The organism is Mucilaginibacter sp. KACC 22063, assembly GCF_028736115.1.
Lineage (GTDB): Bacteria > Bacteroidota > Bacteroidia > Sphingobacteriales > Sphingobacteriaceae > Mucilaginibacter.
Map to the genome: position 1 here is coordinate 2,957,865 of NZ_CP117877.1, position 20,683 is coordinate 2,978,547.

The 20,683-nt window shown below is 39.9% G+C and carries 17 protein-coding genes; 4 read left to right on the forward strand and 13 right to left on the reverse strand.

Features of this window, described 5'->3' with window-relative positions; translation table 11 throughout:
* From PQ461_RS12730 to PQ461_RS12760, 7 genes are all read right to left on the reverse strand, one after another.
* Positions 1 to 1,287 carry an O-antigen ligase family protein gene (locus tag PQ461_RS12730; RefSeq protein WP_274205905.1) on the reverse strand — a complete coding sequence of 429 codons (1,287 nt, stop codon included), beginning with the start codon at positions 1,285 to 1,287 and terminating at the stop codon, positions 1 to 3.
* Positions 1,250 to 2,395 (reverse strand): DUF1972 domain-containing protein, encoded by a 1,146-nt coding sequence (locus PQ461_RS12735; RefSeq protein ID WP_274205906.1) that lies wholly within the window; start codon positions 2,393 to 2,395, stop codon positions 1,250 to 1,252. Before PQ461_RS12735 ends, PQ461_RS12730 begins: the two co-directional genes overlap by 38 nt.
* On the reverse strand, positions 2,388 to 3,521 hold the full coding sequence (locus PQ461_RS12740) for a glycosyltransferase family 4 protein (protein ID WP_274205907.1): 1,134 nt from the start codon (positions 3,519 to 3,521) through the stop codon (positions 2,388 to 2,390). The genes PQ461_RS12735 and PQ461_RS12740 overlap by 8 nt, the downstream gene beginning before the upstream one ends.
* A 1-nt stretch (position 3,522) precedes the next feature.
* On the reverse strand, positions 3,523 to 4,473 hold the full coding sequence (locus PQ461_RS12745; RefSeq protein ID WP_274205908.1) for a glycosyltransferase family 2 protein: 951 nt from the start codon (positions 4,471 to 4,473) through the stop codon (positions 3,523 to 3,525).
* Positions 4,470 to 6,095, reverse strand: coding sequence for a hypothetical protein (locus PQ461_RS12750; protein ID WP_274205909.1), 1,626 nt, complete (start codon positions 6,093 to 6,095; stop codon positions 4,470 to 4,472). The genes PQ461_RS12745 and PQ461_RS12750 overlap by 4 nt, the downstream gene beginning before the upstream one ends.
* A gap of 76 nt (positions 6,096 to 6,171) precedes the next feature.
* On the reverse strand, positions 6,172 to 7,593 hold the full coding sequence (locus PQ461_RS12755) for an oligosaccharide flippase family protein (protein ID WP_274205910.1): 1,422 nt from the start codon (positions 7,591 to 7,593) through the stop codon (positions 6,172 to 6,174).
* A gap of 47 nt (positions 7,594 to 7,640) precedes the next feature.
* Positions 7,641 to 8,954: a sensor histidine kinase gene (locus PQ461_RS12760; RefSeq protein WP_274205911.1), complete on the reverse strand. Its 1,314-nt coding sequence runs from the start codon at positions 8,952 to 8,954 to the stop codon at positions 7,641 to 7,643.
* A gap of 339 nt (positions 8,955 to 9,293) precedes the next feature.
* Here PQ461_RS12760 and PQ461_RS12765 point away from each other — a divergent pair, with 339 nt between their 5' ends.
* Positions 9,294 to 9,920 carry a response regulator gene (locus PQ461_RS12765; protein ID WP_274205912.1) on the forward strand — a complete coding sequence of 209 codons (627 nt, stop codon included), beginning with the start codon at positions 9,294 to 9,296 and terminating at the stop codon, positions 9,918 to 9,920.
* A gap of 151 nt (positions 9,921 to 10,071) precedes the next feature.
* Positions 10,072 to 12,630, forward strand: coding sequence for a BamA/TamA family outer membrane protein (locus tag PQ461_RS12770; RefSeq protein WP_274205913.1), 2,559 nt, complete (start codon positions 10,072 to 10,074; stop codon positions 12,628 to 12,630).
* A gap of 60 nt (positions 12,631 to 12,690) precedes the next feature.
* Here PQ461_RS12770 and PQ461_RS12775 read toward each other — a convergent pair whose 3' ends face one another.
* Together PQ461_RS12775 and PQ461_RS12780 are read right to left on the reverse strand one after the other, a co-directional pair.
* Complete coding sequence (locus PQ461_RS12775) at positions 12,691 to 14,349, reverse strand: NAD(P)/FAD-dependent oxidoreductase (RefSeq protein ID WP_274205914.1); 1,659 nt, start codon at positions 14,347 to 14,349, stop codon at positions 12,691 to 12,693.
* Between the two features lie 7 nt (positions 14,350 to 14,356).
* Positions 14,357 to 15,757, reverse strand: coding sequence for an ATP-binding protein (locus PQ461_RS12780; RefSeq protein ID WP_274205915.1), 1,401 nt, complete (start codon positions 15,755 to 15,757; stop codon positions 14,357 to 14,359).
* A gap of 218 nt (positions 15,758 to 15,975) precedes the next feature.
* On the opposite strand from PQ461_RS12780, the gene PQ461_RS12785 reads away from it, so the two are divergent.
* Positions 15,976 to 17,433, forward strand: a complete 1,458-nt coding sequence (locus PQ461_RS12785; RefSeq protein ID WP_274205916.1) for a PAS domain S-box protein — start codon at positions 15,976 to 15,978, stop codon at positions 17,431 to 17,433.
* Between the two features lie 47 nt (positions 17,434 to 17,480).
* Here the strand turns inward: PQ461_RS12785 and PQ461_RS12790 are convergent, their stop codons facing one another.
* On the reverse strand, positions 17,481 to 17,663 hold the full coding sequence (locus tag PQ461_RS12790; protein ID WP_274205917.1) for a histone H1: 183 nt from the start codon (positions 17,661 to 17,663) through the stop codon (positions 17,481 to 17,483).
* Positions 17,664 to 17,864: 201 nt separating this feature from the next.
* On the reverse strand, positions 17,865 to 18,242 hold the full coding sequence (locus PQ461_RS12795) for a hypothetical protein (protein WP_274205918.1): 378 nt from the start codon (positions 18,240 to 18,242) through the stop codon (positions 17,865 to 17,867).
* Between the two features lie 86 nt (positions 18,243 to 18,328).
* Here PQ461_RS12795 and PQ461_RS12800 point away from each other — a divergent pair, with 86 nt between their 5' ends.
* Positions 18,329 to 18,718 (forward strand): DoxX family protein, encoded by a 390-nt coding sequence (locus tag PQ461_RS12800; RefSeq protein WP_274205919.1) that lies wholly within the window; start codon positions 18,329 to 18,331, stop codon positions 18,716 to 18,718.
* A gap of 2 nt (positions 18,719 to 18,720) precedes the next feature.
* Here the strand turns inward: PQ461_RS12800 and PQ461_RS12805 are convergent, their stop codons facing one another.
* Positions 18,721 to 19,302: a LutC/YkgG family protein gene (locus tag PQ461_RS12805; RefSeq protein WP_274205920.1), complete on the reverse strand. Its 582-nt coding sequence runs from the start codon at positions 19,300 to 19,302 to the stop codon at positions 18,721 to 18,723.
* Between the two features lie 3 nt (positions 19,303 to 19,305).
* Positions 19,306 to 20,682 (reverse strand): lactate utilization protein B, encoded by a 1,377-nt coding sequence (locus PQ461_RS12810; protein ID WP_274205921.1) that lies wholly within the window; start codon positions 20,680 to 20,682, stop codon positions 19,306 to 19,308.
* Position 20,683 lies beyond the last annotated feature (1 nt).

Sequence of the window (20,683 nt, forward strand, 5' to 3'; positions counted from 1 at the left end):
TCACGTAAGAACCGGCACTTCCGTTGCCTTAAAACGAATACTTTTTCTTTTAAAATTCATAGCCGGTGCAAGCAGGGAAATTGAAAAAAACATACTGTACAACATAATACCTTTATTAGCGTCAAGTACATTCTCGCTCACAGATGCAACAATTATAAAAACCAGCAAAGTGGTAAGCAATAAATCTTTATTCCTTATTCCAACAACCAATCCATAAGCTAAAAGGGTGATAAAAAGCACCAATCCTACAATGCCGCTTTTAATTAAAATACTTAGGAACTGGTTATGTGCGTTTAACTGAAATATGTAAGAATGGTAGAGTTTATGGTCAAAGTAAGCCTGGTGCATTACATCCTGCTCTTTTCCGTTACCGTAACCAAAAAAAGGCTTTTTCATTGCAGTTTCTAAAGCTACCTTCCACCTGTCAACCCTCGAATCGGTTACCAATTGAACCTTTGATAAATCGAGATCATTATTTAAATCAGTAAGTAACCTTGCACGCAGGTTAGCCGAAAAACAAGCGATTACAAGTCCGGAGATAGTTACCAGCCATAATGTTGCAGATGTAACATATCGTTTTCCTCCCTTGGTGTAATAAAAAGGCAGAAATATATTAAGCACTAATACCAGTGTTATGATGCCGGTTTTTGATGATAACTGTACTAAGGCAAGCAGCATTAAAAAAGTTGCAGCTCCATAAACCATCTTGAGTTTGGTATTCCTTTCGGCTATAATACTTTTAAAAAATATGATAACAGCCATCACCACAAACCCCGAAAAGAATGTTGCATGTATGCCAACCGGTTTCGAAAAATTATGATTGATAAAGCTTTCTGAAAACAAGGATTTTGGAGATAAATGAAAATGCAACATGGTAAGGAAAACCACTCCATAAAGGTATAGTACCACTGCCAGACAGCTCCATCCAAATACCTTTAAAATGGTGTGCCTGTATTGCCATATCAATTCCCTATGTATCAGAAACAACACCGGTATAAATAAAAACGGCAATTGGTTACTGCATGCTGTTAAAGCTGTACTGGTATTGCCGCCATATAAAGAACTCAGTAAACTAATAAAAAACACACCTGGCACCACTAAAAGCAAAGGGTGATATAAGTTATTTAATTTACTGGCCTTTAAATGTATAAGCGTATGAATTATGAAACTTACAAAAACCACTTCGCTGAAAAAGCGGTCTAAAGGCAAGCTGATAAACAACAGTAAAACGTGATATAAAGTTATTTTATTAGCCAGCATACCTGGTGTAGGCATAAACCTTTTCATAGTTTTTAGCATAGTAACATTCATTGATAAATCGCTCGTACTGACTGATCACTTTGTCCCAACTGTGGTAATTAGCAATACGGGAGATATTGTTGGTGATCATTTGCTGCTCGGCAGTGGTACGCTTTACAGTTTCTGCCAGCCATTGCACATCTGCTGCGTCCTGAAAGTAAAAGGCATTGTTATTTAATACTGAACGATTGAACGGATTATCATGTGCCGCTATAAGTGCACCGCCTGCCATTGCTTCCAGCAATGATGGGTTAGTACCCCCTACACTATGCCCGTGGAAATACAGGTAGGCGTTGTGCTGCAGGTATTGGATATACTTAATATCGAAAATGGGCTGATGGAACAGTATACGTTCGTCTTTCCTGAACTTGTGTTTTAAATAAGTGCCAAACTTATTTTGAGTATTACCTACTACGACGAACTTCTTATCAGAAACGCTTTTGTTAAAGCCATCTAAAATGGTTTCAATGTTATTTTCAGGTTCAATACGCGCTACTATTAACAGATATTCTTTGGCGCTTAAATCAAATGGTAATGCTTTATTTGTTGCCACTATTTTAAAGGGTTCCGCCCCATAAGTTATAAAAGCACTATTAATAGCATATTTTTTCTTTAAGTAGGATTGTATAACGGTAGAATCGGCAACGTAAAACTGACTGTATTTTACAGCAAGGCTTTCTGCATATTTCAAAAACTGCTGAACAGGTTTCGAATACTTTGATCTTTTCCACTCAAGCCCATCCATGTTTGATATAATGGTTGTATTGGCTGGAAATAAACTCCCCCAAACCGAGCTGCTGGTATATCCCATAAATAAGATCACATCATAGTTTTGTTTACGGGCATGCATAATACAGTTAAAGTCATATACAAACTGACCTGCTGTACCTAACTTAAATTCAGGGTCGTAACAATGAATGATCTTTACGCCGTTCCACTGGCTTTCCTGGTAAGGATGATTGTGCGAATTGTAAACGCTTACCTCATGGCCATACGCAGCCAGACCGGGCGCGAGGTAAGCGGTGATCTGCTCAAACCCACCGTAATGATTAGGTATACCCCTTGTTCCTAATATGGCTATTTTCAGTTTATCCATGTTGTTGCAGTAAATTGTAAAACTCCGTTGCCGTAGCCTTCCAGCTATATTTTTGCTTAACCAGCTGTGCGGTTTTTAGCAGAAAATCCTTGTGAGGTGGATTGGCAATAATTGACATCAGTTTTGAAGTAAAATCTTCCTGGTTTTGCGGATCAAAGGTGTGTGGCGCAAAAAAGCCAAAATCGCTCATGGCCGTGGCGGATGAACATAAGACGGGCACCCTAGACAACGCAGCTTCCAACGGCGGTATACCAAACCCTTCTGCTTTTGAGGGATAAACGAATAGCCTACAAGCCTTATAGAAAGCTTTCAGGTCATGATTGTCTACACCCTGATACCAGTGAAAGTATTGTCTCTGTTCTTGCGTTAATGTCGAAATAAGCTTCGTTAATTCCGGCACCTTAACAGATTCCTTGCCGATAAACACCAGTGGAATCCCTTGTTTGTATAGCGCTAATTGCAGCCAGGTGTTTAAAAGCATCGAATGGTTTTTGCGTGGCTCTACCCTGCTTACATATAAGAGATAATTGCTTAAGCTGTATTTGTCCACAATAAATTGAGTGGCCTCTGTATGTGTTAAACCCGTATCAAATTCACTATTCACCGCATTGGGTAACACACCTATGCTATCCGTTGCCACTTTATAATGACTGCTGATCCGTTCTTTTGAATATTGCGAAACCGTAGTTCTTAAAGTGGCATTTTTAATGCTGTTGCCAAATAATAAGTTTCTGCTTTTGCGATATAGAAATGAGAAGTCTTCGGGATAATCATTAAATAACACATCGTGAAGGGTCACAATATGCTTACAGTTTTTTTGCCTTAAAGGCGACAGGTACTGAAAATGCGCATAATCAAACTTATGCGTTTTAAGGTACCTGGGAATATCATCTATAAACCTTGTTATTGCATATTTATGCTTTTTGTAGGGCAAAATATTCTCTTCTTTTACAGTTGGAAATACCGCTGCAACCCGTTCGGGAGATGATGTACCAAAGCAAACTTCTACTTCAGGGTACCTATTTAAAATTTCTGTATACAAACCCCTTATAAAGGTTTGTGTGCCTTGATACTCGTTATCAAAAGCATGTGCATCTACAAATATTTTAACAGGCCTGCCCATCATATCATCCTTTTACTACATGATAAATTTTATGAATCCAGCTACCGGGAAAAAGCGAGACCAGGAAAAGCAAATAGCATTGCAGACTGAAACGGTTTAGCGCCATTAGCTTTTGCAAATTTTCGCGCGCTTTTTCAGGATCGTGATTGTTCCACAAAAACTTTTTAGCCAGTAGACCATAATAGGCTTCAAGATTTATCTGCTGCTCGCGTTCAGCTTTTAGCACTTCTAAAAGCTCCTTAGCTTCGTCTGCTGTGATTTGTCCCTGCTTTAATGCTTTCTGCTTAATCTCTGTAAATCGCGGGTGATGCCAGCGTTCATCAATGGTAACCGATTCGGGGCTTAGCCTTACCGTGATCAGGTTTTCTTGCAGATTACATACCTTGCAATGCTTAATTACTTTTAACCAAAGCAAATGATCTTCAAACGTGTGAGCATTTTCATCATAGCCGCCTAAATCTGTGACCAAAGCCTTGCGGTAAAACACACTGGAATGAATGAAAAGGCATTCTTTTAAAATCACCTTCCTGATCTCGGCATCTTCAAAAGCTGCTGGCTCATGCGTAAAAACATAATTTCCCTGCTTATCAATATAATCTGTGCACGAACCAATTACCCCATATTCAGGGTGCGATTCCATGAAATGATACTGTATAGCCAGCCTATGAGGGTTGCAAATATCATCGGCATCAAAACGTGCAATATAAGCGGCCCTGGCATTTTTTAAGCCCGTGTTTAAGGCTGCCGCAACACCCCCGTTTGATTGATTGATAAGTACAATGCGCGGATCTGTAAACGACTTAATGATAGCCTCTGTATCATCCGTTGAGCCATCATTAACTATCAGTAATTCAAAATCTGTAAATGTTTGCTCCAGTATTGATGAAATAGCCTCGGCCATGAAACTACCGGCGTTGTAAGCAGGCATTAAAACGGTAATTAATGGCGTACTCATACCACCGCTCCTTTCTGATCATGTCCCTTCAGATCAATGAACATCAGTAATTCAAAAAGCACCACTATAGATAATTGCTCAAACCAGTATCCGATAAAGAACAAGCCCAGCATCAGCAATAACAAAGGCAAGCCATAGCTAAGCTGTTTATACCTTTTGATAAAAAAGCCTATATAAATTACCAGGAAAGCGGCCGTGCCTAATAAGCCGTACTCACTTAATAGCTGGTCGTACGTATTATCGGGGCTATGGATCAGAGAATGCATCCCCGCCTTTTCGCTGAAGAACCGGAGATAAACATCCAGGTGATTAGACAGAAAGTCTTTCCCAATAAAGGCATATTTTGCAGGATATCCGCCAGCTACACCAAGCGCTGTTGTACGAAAGGCCAGCTTGGATGAAAAATTACCTATTCCCTCGCCGGTTATTGCTTTTACCGGATGATTTCTGAAATAATTAATGGTCTGCCTGGCTGCCATTAGTTTCCCTGGCACCAGTTTTCCGGTAGTTACAAATGATGAGATTGGCAGCTGATTTTTATGCGTATGGATAAAAGCCAGCAATTTTGCCTGCAAAAAATCTGTATCGGCCCGGCTTTGAAATGTTGCAGTATGGATACTATCAATTGGAAGAACAAAAACACGTGCAGGTTTTACTTTAACAACAGCAGGTTCTTTACGCTGCAATTTTAGGGCTAAAGTATCCAGATAAAATTGTGCGATCTTTTCCTGCCGCTGTTCTTTGTTCAACTCACTGTCGGGTATATCGGTAATCCGGCGTTCTTTAACAGGAACTGGATCGAAAGAGACATTTTTATTAAACACCACCTTGTTGTACAGTTTATCAATGTAAAACATATTTTGCGGTGTCACCTTAGCCATAAAGATGATAAGCAGCATAAGGCAGGCTACCATCAGGCTTTTTTGCACTTTGATACTTTTAAAAATGAACACCAGTACAATCGTAACCATTAGCAAGATGTTTACCGTGTTGCTAACCGTCAACAACAGCGTTGCCATGCACAGTAACATCAGCTTCGCTTTGTTTTGCAATAAAAAGTACACAACACCAAAGGCTGAGATTGCTGCATTGGTCACCGAAACATCAAATGTTACCCCTTTAATGTAATCGCCGGTATTGAGAAAGTACTTCTGGAAATCGCCCTGGTAAGTGTAAGGGTTTACATGCTGTGTTTTTAAAATAATCACCAGTACGGTAATCAAAGACACGCACGAGTTTAGCACAAAGAATACTGTAAGGGTATTGTGCAGCTTAACTGTATCGGTACCTTCAACCATCAACTTTAACTGATGAAAAGCCAGTAAACATAGTAACCAAAAGCCAATGCCGGTAAGTAGGGATAGATTGTAATTAAAATTAAGGTAGTACTTAAAAATCAGCCAATTGACTAATGATATTACGATTAAGGATAAATAAAAATGGATTGGGGTTAGCTTTTCTTTTAAACGAAACTTGAAGTTAGGCTGTAAAAGATAAATGATAACCATAGCTGCTATTTTAATCACCAGCTTCACATTTAAAAATAGCAACAGGAAAACCAGCAACTGCCAGTTGATATCTTTAATTATTGATCGTAAACTGATTGATCCCTTTTCGAACATTTAAATCAATGCCGTTGTAAATAGCATTCGAAAAAATTACGTCCCGAAAAAAGCTTTGGTTGCCTGTGTTCAGAAATTAAACAGTTGTAAAAGACTTAAGCATGCTCAGCTTTTCTTTATTCAACGTGCGTGTTATAAAAAGTAAAATCAGGTAAATAGCCATTCCAAAAGCAGTTGAGGCAACAACATTATTGAATATATAGCTGGCCGCCATCATACTGATCAAAGCACAAACAAGGCTCACAATAAAACTTAAACTTATCTTGCTTGCAACCTCCTTAATACTTGTACAATACATAATGCCTTGTACAATTGTTGCAATTAAGAATGCAGCTGCGGCACCAACATTACCCCAAACCTGGATGAGCCATACATCGCCAACAAGATTTATAAAAAAGGTTATGGCAAATACTTTTAAGATGAATTTCATCCTGCCGTGTGCAAAATTGATACTCCATAAAAAATTATTGACGTATAACACAGGCCCGCACATGGAGAGTAAGAAGACAACCTGTTTATTAACTGCACCATATTTATGGCTGGTTATAGCGTCAACCAATGGCGACCAGCACAGGTTAAGCACAATAGCTGCTCCAAAAGCAATAATTAATTCGGCTTGCAGCCATTCAAATATTTTTGCCGGTACTTGCGTATGCGTTTTTAAGATATTTACAAATTTAGGTACCAACAGCGGGGCAATCACCAGCAAAGGCATGGTAGAAATTTCAAAAGCCTTATAAGCAAAGCTATATTCGGCCAGTTTCGGCGCTGGCAAATACAATCCGATAAATATCCAATCGAACCTGGCCAAAGCAGATGAAAACAAGATTACCCCTATTTGCGGTAAAGCCTGTTTGAGCAGATTAACATACTGCTGCCGGTTCCATCTTACCTTAATATTTACTTTTAGATATTTGATGTAAAGGATTACAGTCGCCAGTAATTCGCATACATCGCCAATTACAAAAATGGCAACTATAAATTTAAGCGTTATGGCATGGAGCAGTAATGCTATAAATAAACCTAACCCTTTAACCACATTTGCCACTGCCGACATTTTGGCCAGTAAAGCAAATCTTTCTTTTGCATTGGCCAATTGTTTAAGAGGCGTGCTAAAGTAATTGAGCATTTTACCTAATCCAAGGCCAAGTAATAGGGCAATTATTATTTTACTGCCTGAAAATAAAAAGTATGATCCTATAATAGTGAGATAGAAAAGAGCGCCTGTGATTAATACATGCCAGATGTAGAGGTTCATGATATTGGGTGTATCATCATCTTCAGCAATTCTTTTCACTGCTAACTGATCTATTCCGCAGGACAAAATACTAAAGGCGGTAAGTATCACTGCCAAAGCCCAGTTAAGCCGGCCAAAATCATTTTTTGTGAGGTTGGTAGACAATACATAGAATATCAGCAACCCCAAAACCTGGTTGATAACAAACTGTACAGTATTAGCTGATATACTTTTAAAATTGCGCGAGAAGCCAGCCATCATTAAGATCAGTAACAGTTAAGATACGCCCGATAAATGAAATGGGTTGCTTAGTTCTCTGAATAAAGCGGTAATTGCAGGTAAAAACTGGTGCCACTTATTTTATCGGTGGCATACCATATTTTCCCTTTTTGGGCTTCGGCATATTCTTTACACAGAACCAGCCCCATGCCTACACCTTTCTCGTTATTGGTGCCATAAGTTGCTTTTACGCTAAAATCGAAAATTCTATCGTCCAGATATACCGGGCTTCCGGTACCGGTATCGCGTACCTCTATTATACAATTACTTTCATTAGTATCGGCAATTACCAGGATACTTCCGCCCGGTGACGTAAACTTGATGGCATTGTTTACCAGGTTACGGATAATAAGCTTTATCATTTCTTTATTACCGTTTATATAAACCGATGATGCGATGATGTAATCGAGCGTTATATTCTTGTTGGATGCGATATTATAATATAACTGGTGTTCTTCCAACATAATCTTGTTGAGGTCAACCCGTTCAAATACATGCTCGCGGGTTTCCATCTGTGACCTCGACCAGTTAAGAAGATTATTCAGTATATCAATTGTACTGGCGGTTGATTGCAGTAATTTGCTTTTTACCATCATCATCTCTTCCCTGTCAATATCATCTTCTGCAATTAATTCAAGATAGTTTTGAATATTAGACAAAGGCGCACGTATGTCATGCGCAATAATAGAAATCAGCTTACTTTTTTCATGATTAAGCGTATCCAAGGCTGCTGCTTTTTGCTCTGCATAATTGCGGGCAAAATCATAATTGCGTAAGATATAGGGTATAACCACCCGCATTAGCGCAATCAATATTATATAAGTAGCAATGGTATCCAGAAAATATATATTTCTGGACCGGTAACGATCTTGTATAACATATGGCTGAAAATACTCGAGGCCTATCGGCACGAGAAAAATAATAATGCTGATAACCGTCCATGCCCAATGTTCGGCTTTCGGCGTTACTGTAATAATTGCGAAAAAAGAAAACGACATCAGCAGAATCTCACTGCTGGCTATACCACCATTATAAAAGTAATTTAATGCGAACAAAACATTTACAGCTATAGCTGTAAATGGTATACCAATATCAGCACGCCGGCAAAAACGTGACAGATAATAACCAAGTACTATAGTTACTTCCAGTATAGAAGCGAGTATTACTGTAGTATATAATTCTAAATAAAATTTTAATGGAATAATAAATAATATAGCTAAAAATGACAAGCAGCAATAAGCATGAAATATCCTTACCTGAAGTGAACTGTCGTCTATTATAAAACGCCAGATTTTTCGCACCTTGTTGATCAAACCCCTAAAATCAGTTAGTATTCCTGCCATTTTTCTTATTAGAAACAATATTTGCAACGGGCAAGGATGCTTTATAGTTTATTAATTATGTTAAGATTAAGTTTATGTCCGTAAAATTCAATAAAAATTAACTACCAAAAAATTACTTATTTAAGTAATGAATTGGGCTAAACTTTTTGTTTCATTGTGTTGTAAAAGATTAATTTTTGTTTAGCATTGCAATTAAGAAATAAAAAAGTTAACCTAATTATTAAATGGATTATGCAGATTGGCATAAATTTTACTCATTTAAGTAATATTTGGCTAACTATTAATTAATCATATTTGCTGACCTAACCCTTTCGAGCGTCGATCTTTACCCACAAATTAATGAAGGATATTGGTTTAATTGAGGATGATGAGGTTATTAGAAGTGCTTATGGAAAGTACTTCAATCTTACTCAATCATTTAATGTTGTATTTGCTGTTAGTGACATCAAGGATGCATTAATGATAAAACACATCCGTCCGCATATTATCTTGCTTGATGTAAGCCTGGGTTCGGGTTCGGGTATAGACGGTATTAAATCACTTTCACAACATTTTAAAGGGAGCAGGATCGTTATTCTTTCTAATCTTCAGGATGCCCGCTTAACTAAACAGGCCATTGAAAACGGGGCAGCCGGTTATCTGCTAAAATCAAGCAGTATGGCCTATATAGCAGAATCATTGCTAAAACTGGATGAAGGCGGTATGCCGTTCTCTCCGGCTACAATAAGCCATGTTGTAAGTACAAATGACCATAATAACTGGGTTGATAGTATCCCCGAGCTTACCAAGCGCGAGATAGAACTGGTAAAGTTACTTAGCGAGGGATGGGCAAATAAAACAGCTGCAGACAAACTTAATGTTACTTATTTTACTGTTAATCAACACCTTAAAAATATCTATAAAAAATTGGGTATTAATTCCAAGTCTGAACTGATCTCCTGGTATCTCAATAAAAAGCACAAGTAATAAAAAGGCTACATCATGTGCCGTATTTGCCGGCCAAAGCAAACACATTTGGCTTTTAAACGTAACATTTGCCTATTATCCGTTATTTTACTGCAATGTGATACTTAATTAGTATCATAATAATTATTTTGCAGTAGCTTATTTTTGCCCCATGCTAAAAACTTTAAAGGTATTAGTTTGCCTTGCTTTATCATCCCAATTTGTTTCGGCCCAACAAAACAAATTAAATCTTCCAGACAGCGTTACCGTTGCAGTGCATCCTGTATATAACAATGTAAGTAAAACACATCGCTGGCTTTTTGGCGAAAACTACCGTAAAGAATGGGCTGTACCTGTAAAAATGCCCGTATTTCATATATCAAAAATATATGGCGGCCTTGAACCTGTAAAGGAAGGTGGTGGTATGCAATCAAAATCTTTAAGGCTGAGAGCAAAAGATGGTAAAGAATACGTATTACGCAGTGTTGAAAAAACACCAGATAAGCTACTCCCTCCTACTTTACGAAACACTTTTGCAGTTGATTGGCTCGGCGATGCGCTAAGCAGCCAGCACCCGTATTCGGCACTTGTTGTACCACCATTGGCAGATGCAGCAAGTGTGCCGCATAGTAACCCGGTAATTGGCGTTGTTGCAGAAGACCCTGCTTTGGGCGAATACAATAAAACCTTTAAAGGCCTGGTATGCCTTTTTGAAGAACGCGAACCTATCGGTGAATCAGATAACACTGAGAAAATGGAGCGCGAGTTGATTGAGGACAATGACCACCGCTTTGATAAAGAAGGCTTTCTGCGCGCCCGCATGCTTGATCTGCTGATGGGTGACTGGGACAGGCACGAAGATCAGTGGCGCTGGGCAGTAAACAAAAAAGGAAAAGGTAAAAAATATACTGCGGTACCGCGCGACAGGGATCAGGTATTCCACGTAGAGCAAGGTGTTTTACCAGAACTTGCAGCACTCACCTGGCTTAACCCCACTTTAGATAATTTTGACGGCAAAATTCCGCGTGTAAGGTATTCGTTGTATAAAACCCGCTTTATAAGACCATATTATGATGCGCAGTTTACTTATGACGAGTGGATGAAGGTAGTAAACGACTTTGTTAAAGCAGAAAATGACCAGGTATTGGAAGCTTCATTAAAAAGACTACCTGTAGAAGCTTATCATATACGACATGATGTATTGTTGAAAAAACTGAAGGAGCGCCGGGATAATATTCCGCAGGCCATGTTAGATTATTACAAGTTCATGTTTAATATAGTTGATCTGCGCACGTCTGATAAAAGCGAAGTAGTTACTGTTGACGAAGCCCCGAAAGGCGGCTTGCGCATTACAGTGCAGAAATCAGACAATGGTATTGGTGCAGATACTGTATTTTCTATGCCTTATGATCCTCTGTATACAAAAGAGATCAGACTTTATACCTCAAACGGAAACGACCATGTAATTTTGAAAAGTACAGCTTCCCCTATTAAGTTAAGGGTGATAGGCGATGAAGGTCAAAAAACTTATGATGTAGCACAAGGCGGGCAAAAAGTACAAATTTATAACCATAAAGACAGTGTAGCATTTAACGGCGACCGTGACAGATTGGTTAAACACCTTAGCAGGGATACAGCTAATACCAAGTATGTACCTACTAATCTTTACAGCGTATGGATGCCACTGGCCACAGCATCTATCAATGCCGATGATGGTTTTCTGTTAGGGGTAGGTTTCCGTTATACGCATCAAAACGGCTTCCGTACGGTGCCTTATAATAGTATGCAGCAATTAATGGTTACCCACTCTTTTGCTACAGATGCATTCAGGGTTAAATACAACGCCGAATGGATTGATGTATTTGGCAAAACCGATATTATATTACAAGCCGATTTAAGGGCCCCGAATAATAAAATGAACTTTTTTGGCCGCGGTAATGAGACTATTTTAATTAAGGAAGATAATTATCGCAGGTATCACCGTACCAGGTTTGATAACTACCAGCTTGACCCAGCATTAAGGTGGACAACAGGTGAAAATGCAACATTAAGCTTCGGCCCGTCTTTTCAGTATTACCACTTAAATCTTGATGATAACGCAGGCCGGTTTATCACAAACTTCAACCAGTTGCATACCTATGATAGCCTTACTTTAAATAAGGACAAAGCGCATCTGGGTTTCCTGATGAACTATACAACCAACCAGCGAAACAATAATATACTACCCAGCAAGGGATATTTCTTCAATGTTGTATTTCAGGGTTACGAAGGACTAAACAGCTATTCAAAGGCTTATATGATCATCCGTCCGGAGTTTACTTACTATCAAAAAATAACATCTGATGGTAATGTTGTGGTTTCAGATCGAATTGGCGGCGGCGTTACCATAGGTAAAAGCGCCTTTTATCAATCATTGTTCCTGGGTGGACAGGGTAACTTATTAGGCTATTTACAATACCGTTTTGCAGGCCAGCACATGGTATTCAACAATTTTCAGGCAAGGGCAAAACTGGCTAACATAGTGAGTTATATTTTACCGGGACAACTGGGCGTAACCGGTATATATGATGTTGGCCGTGTTTGGATAAATAACGACAACTCTAATAAATGGCATAGTGGCGTTGGAGGCGGCTTATATTTTTCGCCAGCAGGCTTAACCATCTTACAAATACTTGCAGCCCACTCTGAAGAAGGATGGTACCCTTACTTCTCCTTCAACTTCAGGATATAAAAATAAACACAAAAGCCAGGTTAACCTGGCTTTTGTGTTTACAAAGAGCATTATAAACATTTAAACTTCTGCCAAATATTTATGCACAAAGCTGATTGCCATTGAACCTTCGCCAACGGCCGATGCTACACGGTTCATAGCTCCGGCGCGAACGTCGCCTGCTGCAAATATTCCCGGGCAACTGGTTTCAAGCAGATAAGGGTCACGCTTGTACTTCCATACCTTCTTAAACTGATCATAGCGGTTTAATTCGCGCCCTGTTTCCACAAAACCTTTTTGATCTTTTAATATCACATCACAAAGCCACTCGGTATAAGGTTTAGCACCAATAAAAATGTATAAGGCATCTGCAGTAACTGTTTCACGCTCTTTCGTATCGATATTTTCAATTACAAGGCTTTCTAACTTTTCTTTCCCTATAGCTTCAACTACTTCGCAGCAGCCCTGCAATTCTATGTTACTTACTTTACCAATCTGCTCTATCAGGTAGGATGACATGGTAGCAGTAAGATCTGTACGGCGTATCAGGATAATTACCCGTTTAGCAAATTTAGACAAATACATGGCCGCCTGCCCTGCCGAATTACCACCACCTACTATGTAAACAGTTTTATCCTGGCAAGATGCAGCCTCGGTAGTGGCAGCTCCATAATAAACCCCGGCACCAGTAAATTGACTAAGGCCGGGAGTTTCAAGCTTACGGTAATCAACCCCTGTTGTAATAACTATCGCTCTGGTAGTAATGGTCGAGTCATCGTCCAGTGTGATCAATTTATAACCCTCTTTAAAACTGATCTCCTTTACAGATTGCGGTGTCAAAAACTCTGTTCCGAAACGAGTGGCTTGCGTAAGCGCGCGCCTGGTAAGGTCGGCACCGCTAAGGCCTGTGGGGAAACCCAGATAATTTTCTATTCTCGAACTTGTACCAGCCTGTCCGCCCGGCGACTTACGTTCTATCAACAAAGTCTTTAACCCTTCTGATGCTCCGTACACCGCCGCAGCCAGCCCTGCAGGCCCTGCTCCTATAATAGCTACGTCATATACTTCATTTTTAGCCTGATAGGTCAGCCCTATTTTTTGTGCAATATCAATCATTTGCGGCGAACACACCACCGTACCGTCGGGAAATATAACGGCAGGAAGATCTTTGCTTAGTAAATTGTTGATCTTGGCAAGGCTGGCACCTTCATCGGTATGAATATCAAGCCACTGATAAGGGACCAGATAGGCCGAAAGAAATGCTTTTATCTCATGTGATTGCGGCGAAAACTGGTAGCCAAGTACTTTGATACCTGTAAAATCAGGCTTGTAACTTGCCTGCCACTCCTCAAGCAAATCATCAAGAACGGGATATAACTTTTCAGCAGGCGGGTCCCAGGGTTTGGTTAAATAATAATCAAGCTTTACCTCATTGATAGCCTTTATGGCAGCATAGGTATCAGAGTATGCCGTTAAAAGTACGCGTTTGGCATTAGGGAAATACTCCATAGCCTTGCATAAAAAGTCAACACCCTCCATTTGGGGCATACGCTGATCTGCAATAAATATGGCCACTTCCTCTCCTTTGTTTTTCAAATCAAGCAGTGCCTGTAAAGCTTCATCAACAGAAGCCGTACTTAAAATTTTATAATCTTTTTGATAATGAGCCCTTAAATCGCGGTTAATGGCTCTTAATACAGCGTAGTCGTCGTCAATTAGAAATATGATAGGTAATTTCATAAAGTACTTAATCGTTGGTAATAGGTAAGGTAATGGTAAAGGAGGTAGCCCCAGGTTTTGAGTCTACCTTCACAGAGCCGTGATGGTGCGTACAAATTCGGGTCACCACTTCCAGCCCTAAACCGGTGCCCTTTCCTATTTGCTTGGTTGTAAAAAACGGATCAAAGATATGCGACTGTACATCTTCAGGTATACCGGGACCATTATCTTTAATAATAACTTTTACACAGTTATCATCCAGCTCGGTTGTAATATCTATCCTCCCGTTCGGCTGCTCTTCAACTGCATCTATGGCGTTATCAATAATATTGGTCCATACCTGGTTCAGTTCGCCTGCCATTCCGCGCACCTGCGGCAGGTTAGCATCAAAGTGTTTATTAATGGTGATATTGCCCTTTCTGAATTTATGATTTAATATGGTAAGCGTAGTTTCAATGCCATTGTTAATGTCAACCATCTGCTTGTCGCCGCCACGGTCCATGTGGCTGTAATTTTTAACCGCTCCTACTAAAGTAGATATCCGCTGCGAAGCCTGCTTTATATCGTTGACCATACGGGTAACGGTCAGCTGATAATCAATGTAACTTAATGCCGAACTCAGATGCTCCTGCGGTATTTTTTGCGACAGGTGATCAAGGGCTTGCAGCATCACTCCTTCATCTGCCAGGTTTTGCGCAAGTACAACATCATCAATGCCATGATCTTCCAGCCAATCAATCATATCATCTTCCAATGCCGATCTTTCCATCAGGCTCAGCAGCCCTGATTTGGGGTTATTTTCTGTAGCAATGATCAGATCCTGTATATGCATCAGCTGATCATCATCCGGGCAATAAGCAGCGATGTTTTTAAACAACAATGGAAGCTGTTTTAAATGATTCGTCAGGTTTGCGGCATTGCTTACAATTGCCGATGCCGGATTATTCAGTTCATGAGCCAGACCTGCAGACAATTTTCCCAACGCATACATTTTCTCGTTTTGCTGCTGCTGTGCCGTAAATGAACGTACCCTTGTTGTCATCACATGTACCAGCGCTTCTATGATTTCATAACGCTGGCTTACACTCTTCTTAAATTCTTCGGCCGGTACCTGTAAAACAACGGCATCTTTAATACAACTGCCATACCCCTTGGCTACCGTACCTCTTGAAAACGGAAGATAACCTGTTACCACACCTGCTTCTACCGTATCAAGCTCCTTTATTTTATCGCCTATCATTAGCATGAATTTAAACCTGCCCGACAGAATGATAAACACAGAATCAAATGGGTCGCCCTGTTTAAATATGACATCACCTACAGCTATTTCCCTGACAGTGCCTACATCTATCAGCCATTGTAGCTGATCATCAGGAACATTACTGAGCACTTCAATTTTTTTGAGCGCCGCCACATCTACATTTTTCATATCAATAGTTGAGTGACTAAATTTAGAAAGTAAATATCACAATACCGCATACAACAGCCTTACTCTTCTGTGTGGGAATAATAATAACCCGATATAAGAAATAATTTGTTATATTGTTATAATCAATAGGTTAGTGAATATTGTGCGTTGATATAAAAAAACATACCTGATAAACACTTAATTAAACGGACTGTCAACTTTACAAAACTGACTATATCATGCCTGCAATAGTGAACCATGCCCATATTTTTCACCTGTCTCCCACACCTACAATTATACTTTTACCAGATTACCCTGATTTTACAATAGCAGATATAAATGCTGCTTACTTAAAAATAGCCAGTATCGATCCTTCTGAATTAATCGGAAAACCTTTTATTAAAGCACTTCAGAATAGCCCTTACCAAAATTTCCCTGAAGGCAATGAACAATTGCAAAAAGTACTTGAAACTAAAAAAACGCAGGAATCACCCGTAAGGGAATATAAATTCCCTTCGGAAAAGGGAGGATATAACACGCGCTATTTTCACATAAGCAACGTACCAGCATTGAATAGTGATGGTGAGGTAGAACTGATTATACGTTCGGCTACTGATATTACCGAAACCGTTGTCAGCCGTCAAAAAGAAGAGCGGATAAAGACCACACTATTAGAAACCAATTTATTAATGGAGCAGGGCCAGGAAATGGCAAACTTTGGAAATTGGCGATGGGATGTTGTTGAGAATAAAGTAAGTTGGTCTGAAACGCTTTACCATATTTACGGCTTAGATAAAAATTCATTTAAAGCCACTTTTGAAGGTTATCAGGAACTGCTGCACCCCGATGACCGGGAACTTGTTTTTAAAAGCATTACCGGCGCATTGCAAAATAAACAGGACGTAATGTTTGAGGAAAGAATTATAAGGCCCAATGGCGAAATAAGGTACCTGAAATCGTGGGGTAAAGTACAGACAGATGATGCAGGCAACCCGATAACCATGATAGGCGCCTGCCTAGACATAACCGATACTAAAATAGCCGAAACTACTCTCAAATTTATGCACGGGGAGCTTGAACAGCATATGCAAACCCTTGCTGCTTCAGAAAAGAAATACAGCGATCTTTTTCATCTGAGCCCATTGCCAATGTGGGTTCTGGATGTGGATACATTTAGATTCTTAGATGTAAACGATGCGGCCCTCACTAATTATGGCTATTCGCGGGATGAGTTTTTAGCAATGAGTGCCACCAGCCTTTTACTTCCGGAAGACATTAAAAGCGTTACAGCGCGTGTAAGGTCTAACAGCGACAATTATAACATCATCACCAGGCACGTAAAGAAAAATGGGGAACTGATTAAAGTAAGTATCCAAAGCAAACTGTTGCCGCCCGGCGGAAAACCGGCACGTATTGTTTTAGCGAATGATATTACAGAACGGCAAAACTATGTGGCCGAGATCGAAAAACAAAATCAGCAGTTACAGGAAATTGCATGGATACAATCGCACGTGGTAAGAGTACCCCTTGCCCGAATAATGGGCCTACTTGAGCTTTATAGAATTTACCAGGATTCGGAGATCGACCGGCAGGAACTCATCAATATTATCACGCTCTCGGCAAATGAACTTGATGATATTATTAAGGGTTTGTGCACCAAAATTGAAGAAGTATCAAACCACAAAATAAAGAAGTAATTACTTGAAACATAAAACCCGGCGCGTGGCCGGGTTTTAGCAGAATATTAGTCTTTTGATGAGTTTTTCTTTTCGGTTACCTCTTTACGAACGTCAGTAGCAAGGTTTTTTAATTGCTGTAAAGCATTACGTAAACGGGTACCAGCTGCTTTGTTTCCTTTGTCATAAAATGCTTGTGCATCTTTCTCAGCAGTAGCTACCAGGTCTTTAATTTTCTGAAAGTTCTCCATAATGAATTTTGTTTAATAGTGAAATAATGGTTAAAAGCTTGCAAAAATAGTATTTAAAAGCACTTTACAAGCATATTTTAAGTTTTACGGTCTAATCTAATCAAATTCTGTACAAGTTAAACAGAGCGATCAGATATGTTAATAATTTATTTAAGCTAACTCTGCAATAAAGTGTATTTGCATGGTTTTGTTTTCATTTAGTTAAAATTCGTCAGCGGTGCTCCTGCCTTCAGGGTATAACGTATTACTAAATGCTATATTTTGGTTTGACGGATCAATTTCAAAGCTCCACTCCGATGTTTGGTCCTTTTTTAACGTACATATATCTTCGCAACCAAAAGTAAAAGTTACATCTAATAGTATCCTGAACCTGCCTGTCCGTTTTGCTGCATCAAATTTAACACGGTCTATTTTGATATTACTCACATCCGGAGAACCGCCCGATTTAAATTCGATTTGCAGCTCATATACAAGTTGCTCACAGGACTTTTCACCAGGCTGGAAGATGTTATTTAAGAACGCCGTCCAATCCTTTTCATTATCCGGAGGATGATTTGTGCTTACCTGAAAAACGCTCATTATTTAATAATATACTTTAATTAATACGGTAAAAGTAAAATAAGGTTTAAACATTGATGTGGAATAGTGTTTGTACAATTTTATAAATGGAACAACAAACAGTAAAAAACATAGCCAGAATAGCATTAGGTACAAATCTGGTTTTTGCAGGTATAAGCCACCTTACTTTTGCAAGAAAAGCATTCAGGGCACAGGTGCCGGATTGGGTTCCGCTTAAAAAGGACGATACCGTTGTACTTTCTGGTTATGCCGAAATTGCATTAGGCAGCGCATTGCTTTTTACTCCTAAAAAACATCAGGAAACAGTTGGTAAAGTTGCAGCCGGATTTTTTGCGGCTGTTTTTCCGGGCAATATTGCACAGTATACCAATCACCGAAGTGCATTTGGCTTAGATACCGATGGTAAACGTTTAACCCGCTTATTTTTTCAGCCTTTATTAATTTACTGGGCTTTAAAGAGTACATCCAAAAGCTAAACTTAGGGCAACAAAAACACAGTCAGGCTACGGGCACCGTGTGCGCCTATGACTAATGATTGTTCGATATCTGCTGTTTTTGATGGGCCTGATATAAACGTACCAAAGCCATAAGTACTATTGCCTATTGTTTGATAGGCTTCGTGCATGTTGGGTACTATGCTTTTGCCTTCTATTACAATAATCAGATGTTGAGTAATGAAAGGTAATGCACGGTGCAGCATATGATCTTCTGTCACCCATATCGCACCGTTTTCGGCAACAGCAAAATGACCCTTTATAATGGCAAGCTCTACATCCTGAAAGTCAATCCCGTTTGTAGTATCGTACCTGGTAAGCCTGCCACTTTCAAGTTCAGCTAAAGGGGATACTATTTTCGCCTCCGGGTAGTTAGCATTAATATATTCGGCTATTTCCTGATAATTTGCGGCAGGAATTACATTGCTGCCGGTAGTTGTAAGAATAGAAGTTAACTTTTCTAAAAGCCCATCTTGCGAGAAGTTTAATGGACTGATATCCGGCAATGGTACAAGATCAGGCTGATTGGCAGCTACTGCGGCTAATATCTTTTCTCTGCTGTTCATATATTAACTGTTATTCTTGAGGTACCAATCCCTGAATGATTGCTTAGGTGCCTGCGGCATATCACGGTGCTTATACCACGGGTTAAGCTTGTTATTAATAGCAAAAGGAATATATCTAAGTGCGGCACGACCCGCCTTTCCCGCTGTATGATATAAGGCCGGCGACGAAAGCGTGGCTGCCATTAATTGCATCCCTATTTTTTTAGCGGTGGGTGCATAGCCTTTTTTTACAAGTACCTGCCGCCATTTATAAAGCTGATCATGAATATCAATTTTAACCGGGCACACATTAGAGCATGATCCGCACAAGGTTGATGCAAAAGGCAGATCAGCGTATTTCTCCATATCAAGGTTTGGTGCCAGGATGGAACCAATAGGCCCTGCCACTGCCGTATGGTAGCTATGCCCTCCACTTCTGCGATAAACCGGGCAGGTGTTCATACATGCTCCGCACCTGATACATTTTAAAGAGTTCCTGAAATCAGGACGGCCTAACTGTTCGCTGCGGCCATTGTCAACCAGCACAATATGGATTTCTTTGCCATCACGCGGTTTTCTGAAGTGGCTGCTATAAGTAGTTATCGGCTGGCCGGTTGCACTTCGGGTCAGTAGCCTTAAAAATACACCTAAGTGTTTACGCTCGGGGATTAGCTTTTCTATACCCATGCTGGCAATGTGGATATCAGCCAGATGTGCGCCCATATCGGCGTTACCTTCATTGGTACATACTACAAATTCGCCCGTTTCGGCTACGGCAAAGTTTACTCCTGTTAAAGCTGCACGCCTGGTCAGAAAGATCTCCCGTAAATGCTGACGGGCGGCCTCTGTTAATATTTGCGGATCGGCAACGTTTGAAGGCGTACCCAAATACATGTGGAACAGGTCGCCGATCTCTTCCTTCTTTTTATGGATACAGGGCAATACAATATGGCTTGGCGGCTCTTTAGCTAATTGTACAATCCGTTCACCCAGATCAGAGTCAATTACTTCTATGCCATGCTCAGCCAGGTATTCATTTAATCCACATTCTTCGGTAAGCATCGATTTGCTTTTTACCATGTGGGTGATCTGTTTATCCTTTAATAGCTGACGTATAATCTGGTTGTGCTCCTGTGCATTTAAGGCCCAGTGTACATGCACGCCATTGGCTAAAGCATTTGCTTCAAATTGCTGTAAATAGCTGTGCATGTTTGATAAAACATTATGCTTTATCTGCGAAGCGGTTTCGCGAAGCAGTTCCCAATCTGGTATCTGGTGTACAATGCGGTCGCGTTTTTGACGGATCCACCATAAGGTTTCATCATGCCAGTCTACCCGGTTCTCATCCCGGTTAAAATCCTCAGCAAGTTCCGCATGATCTTTATTAGTAACCGCACTCATA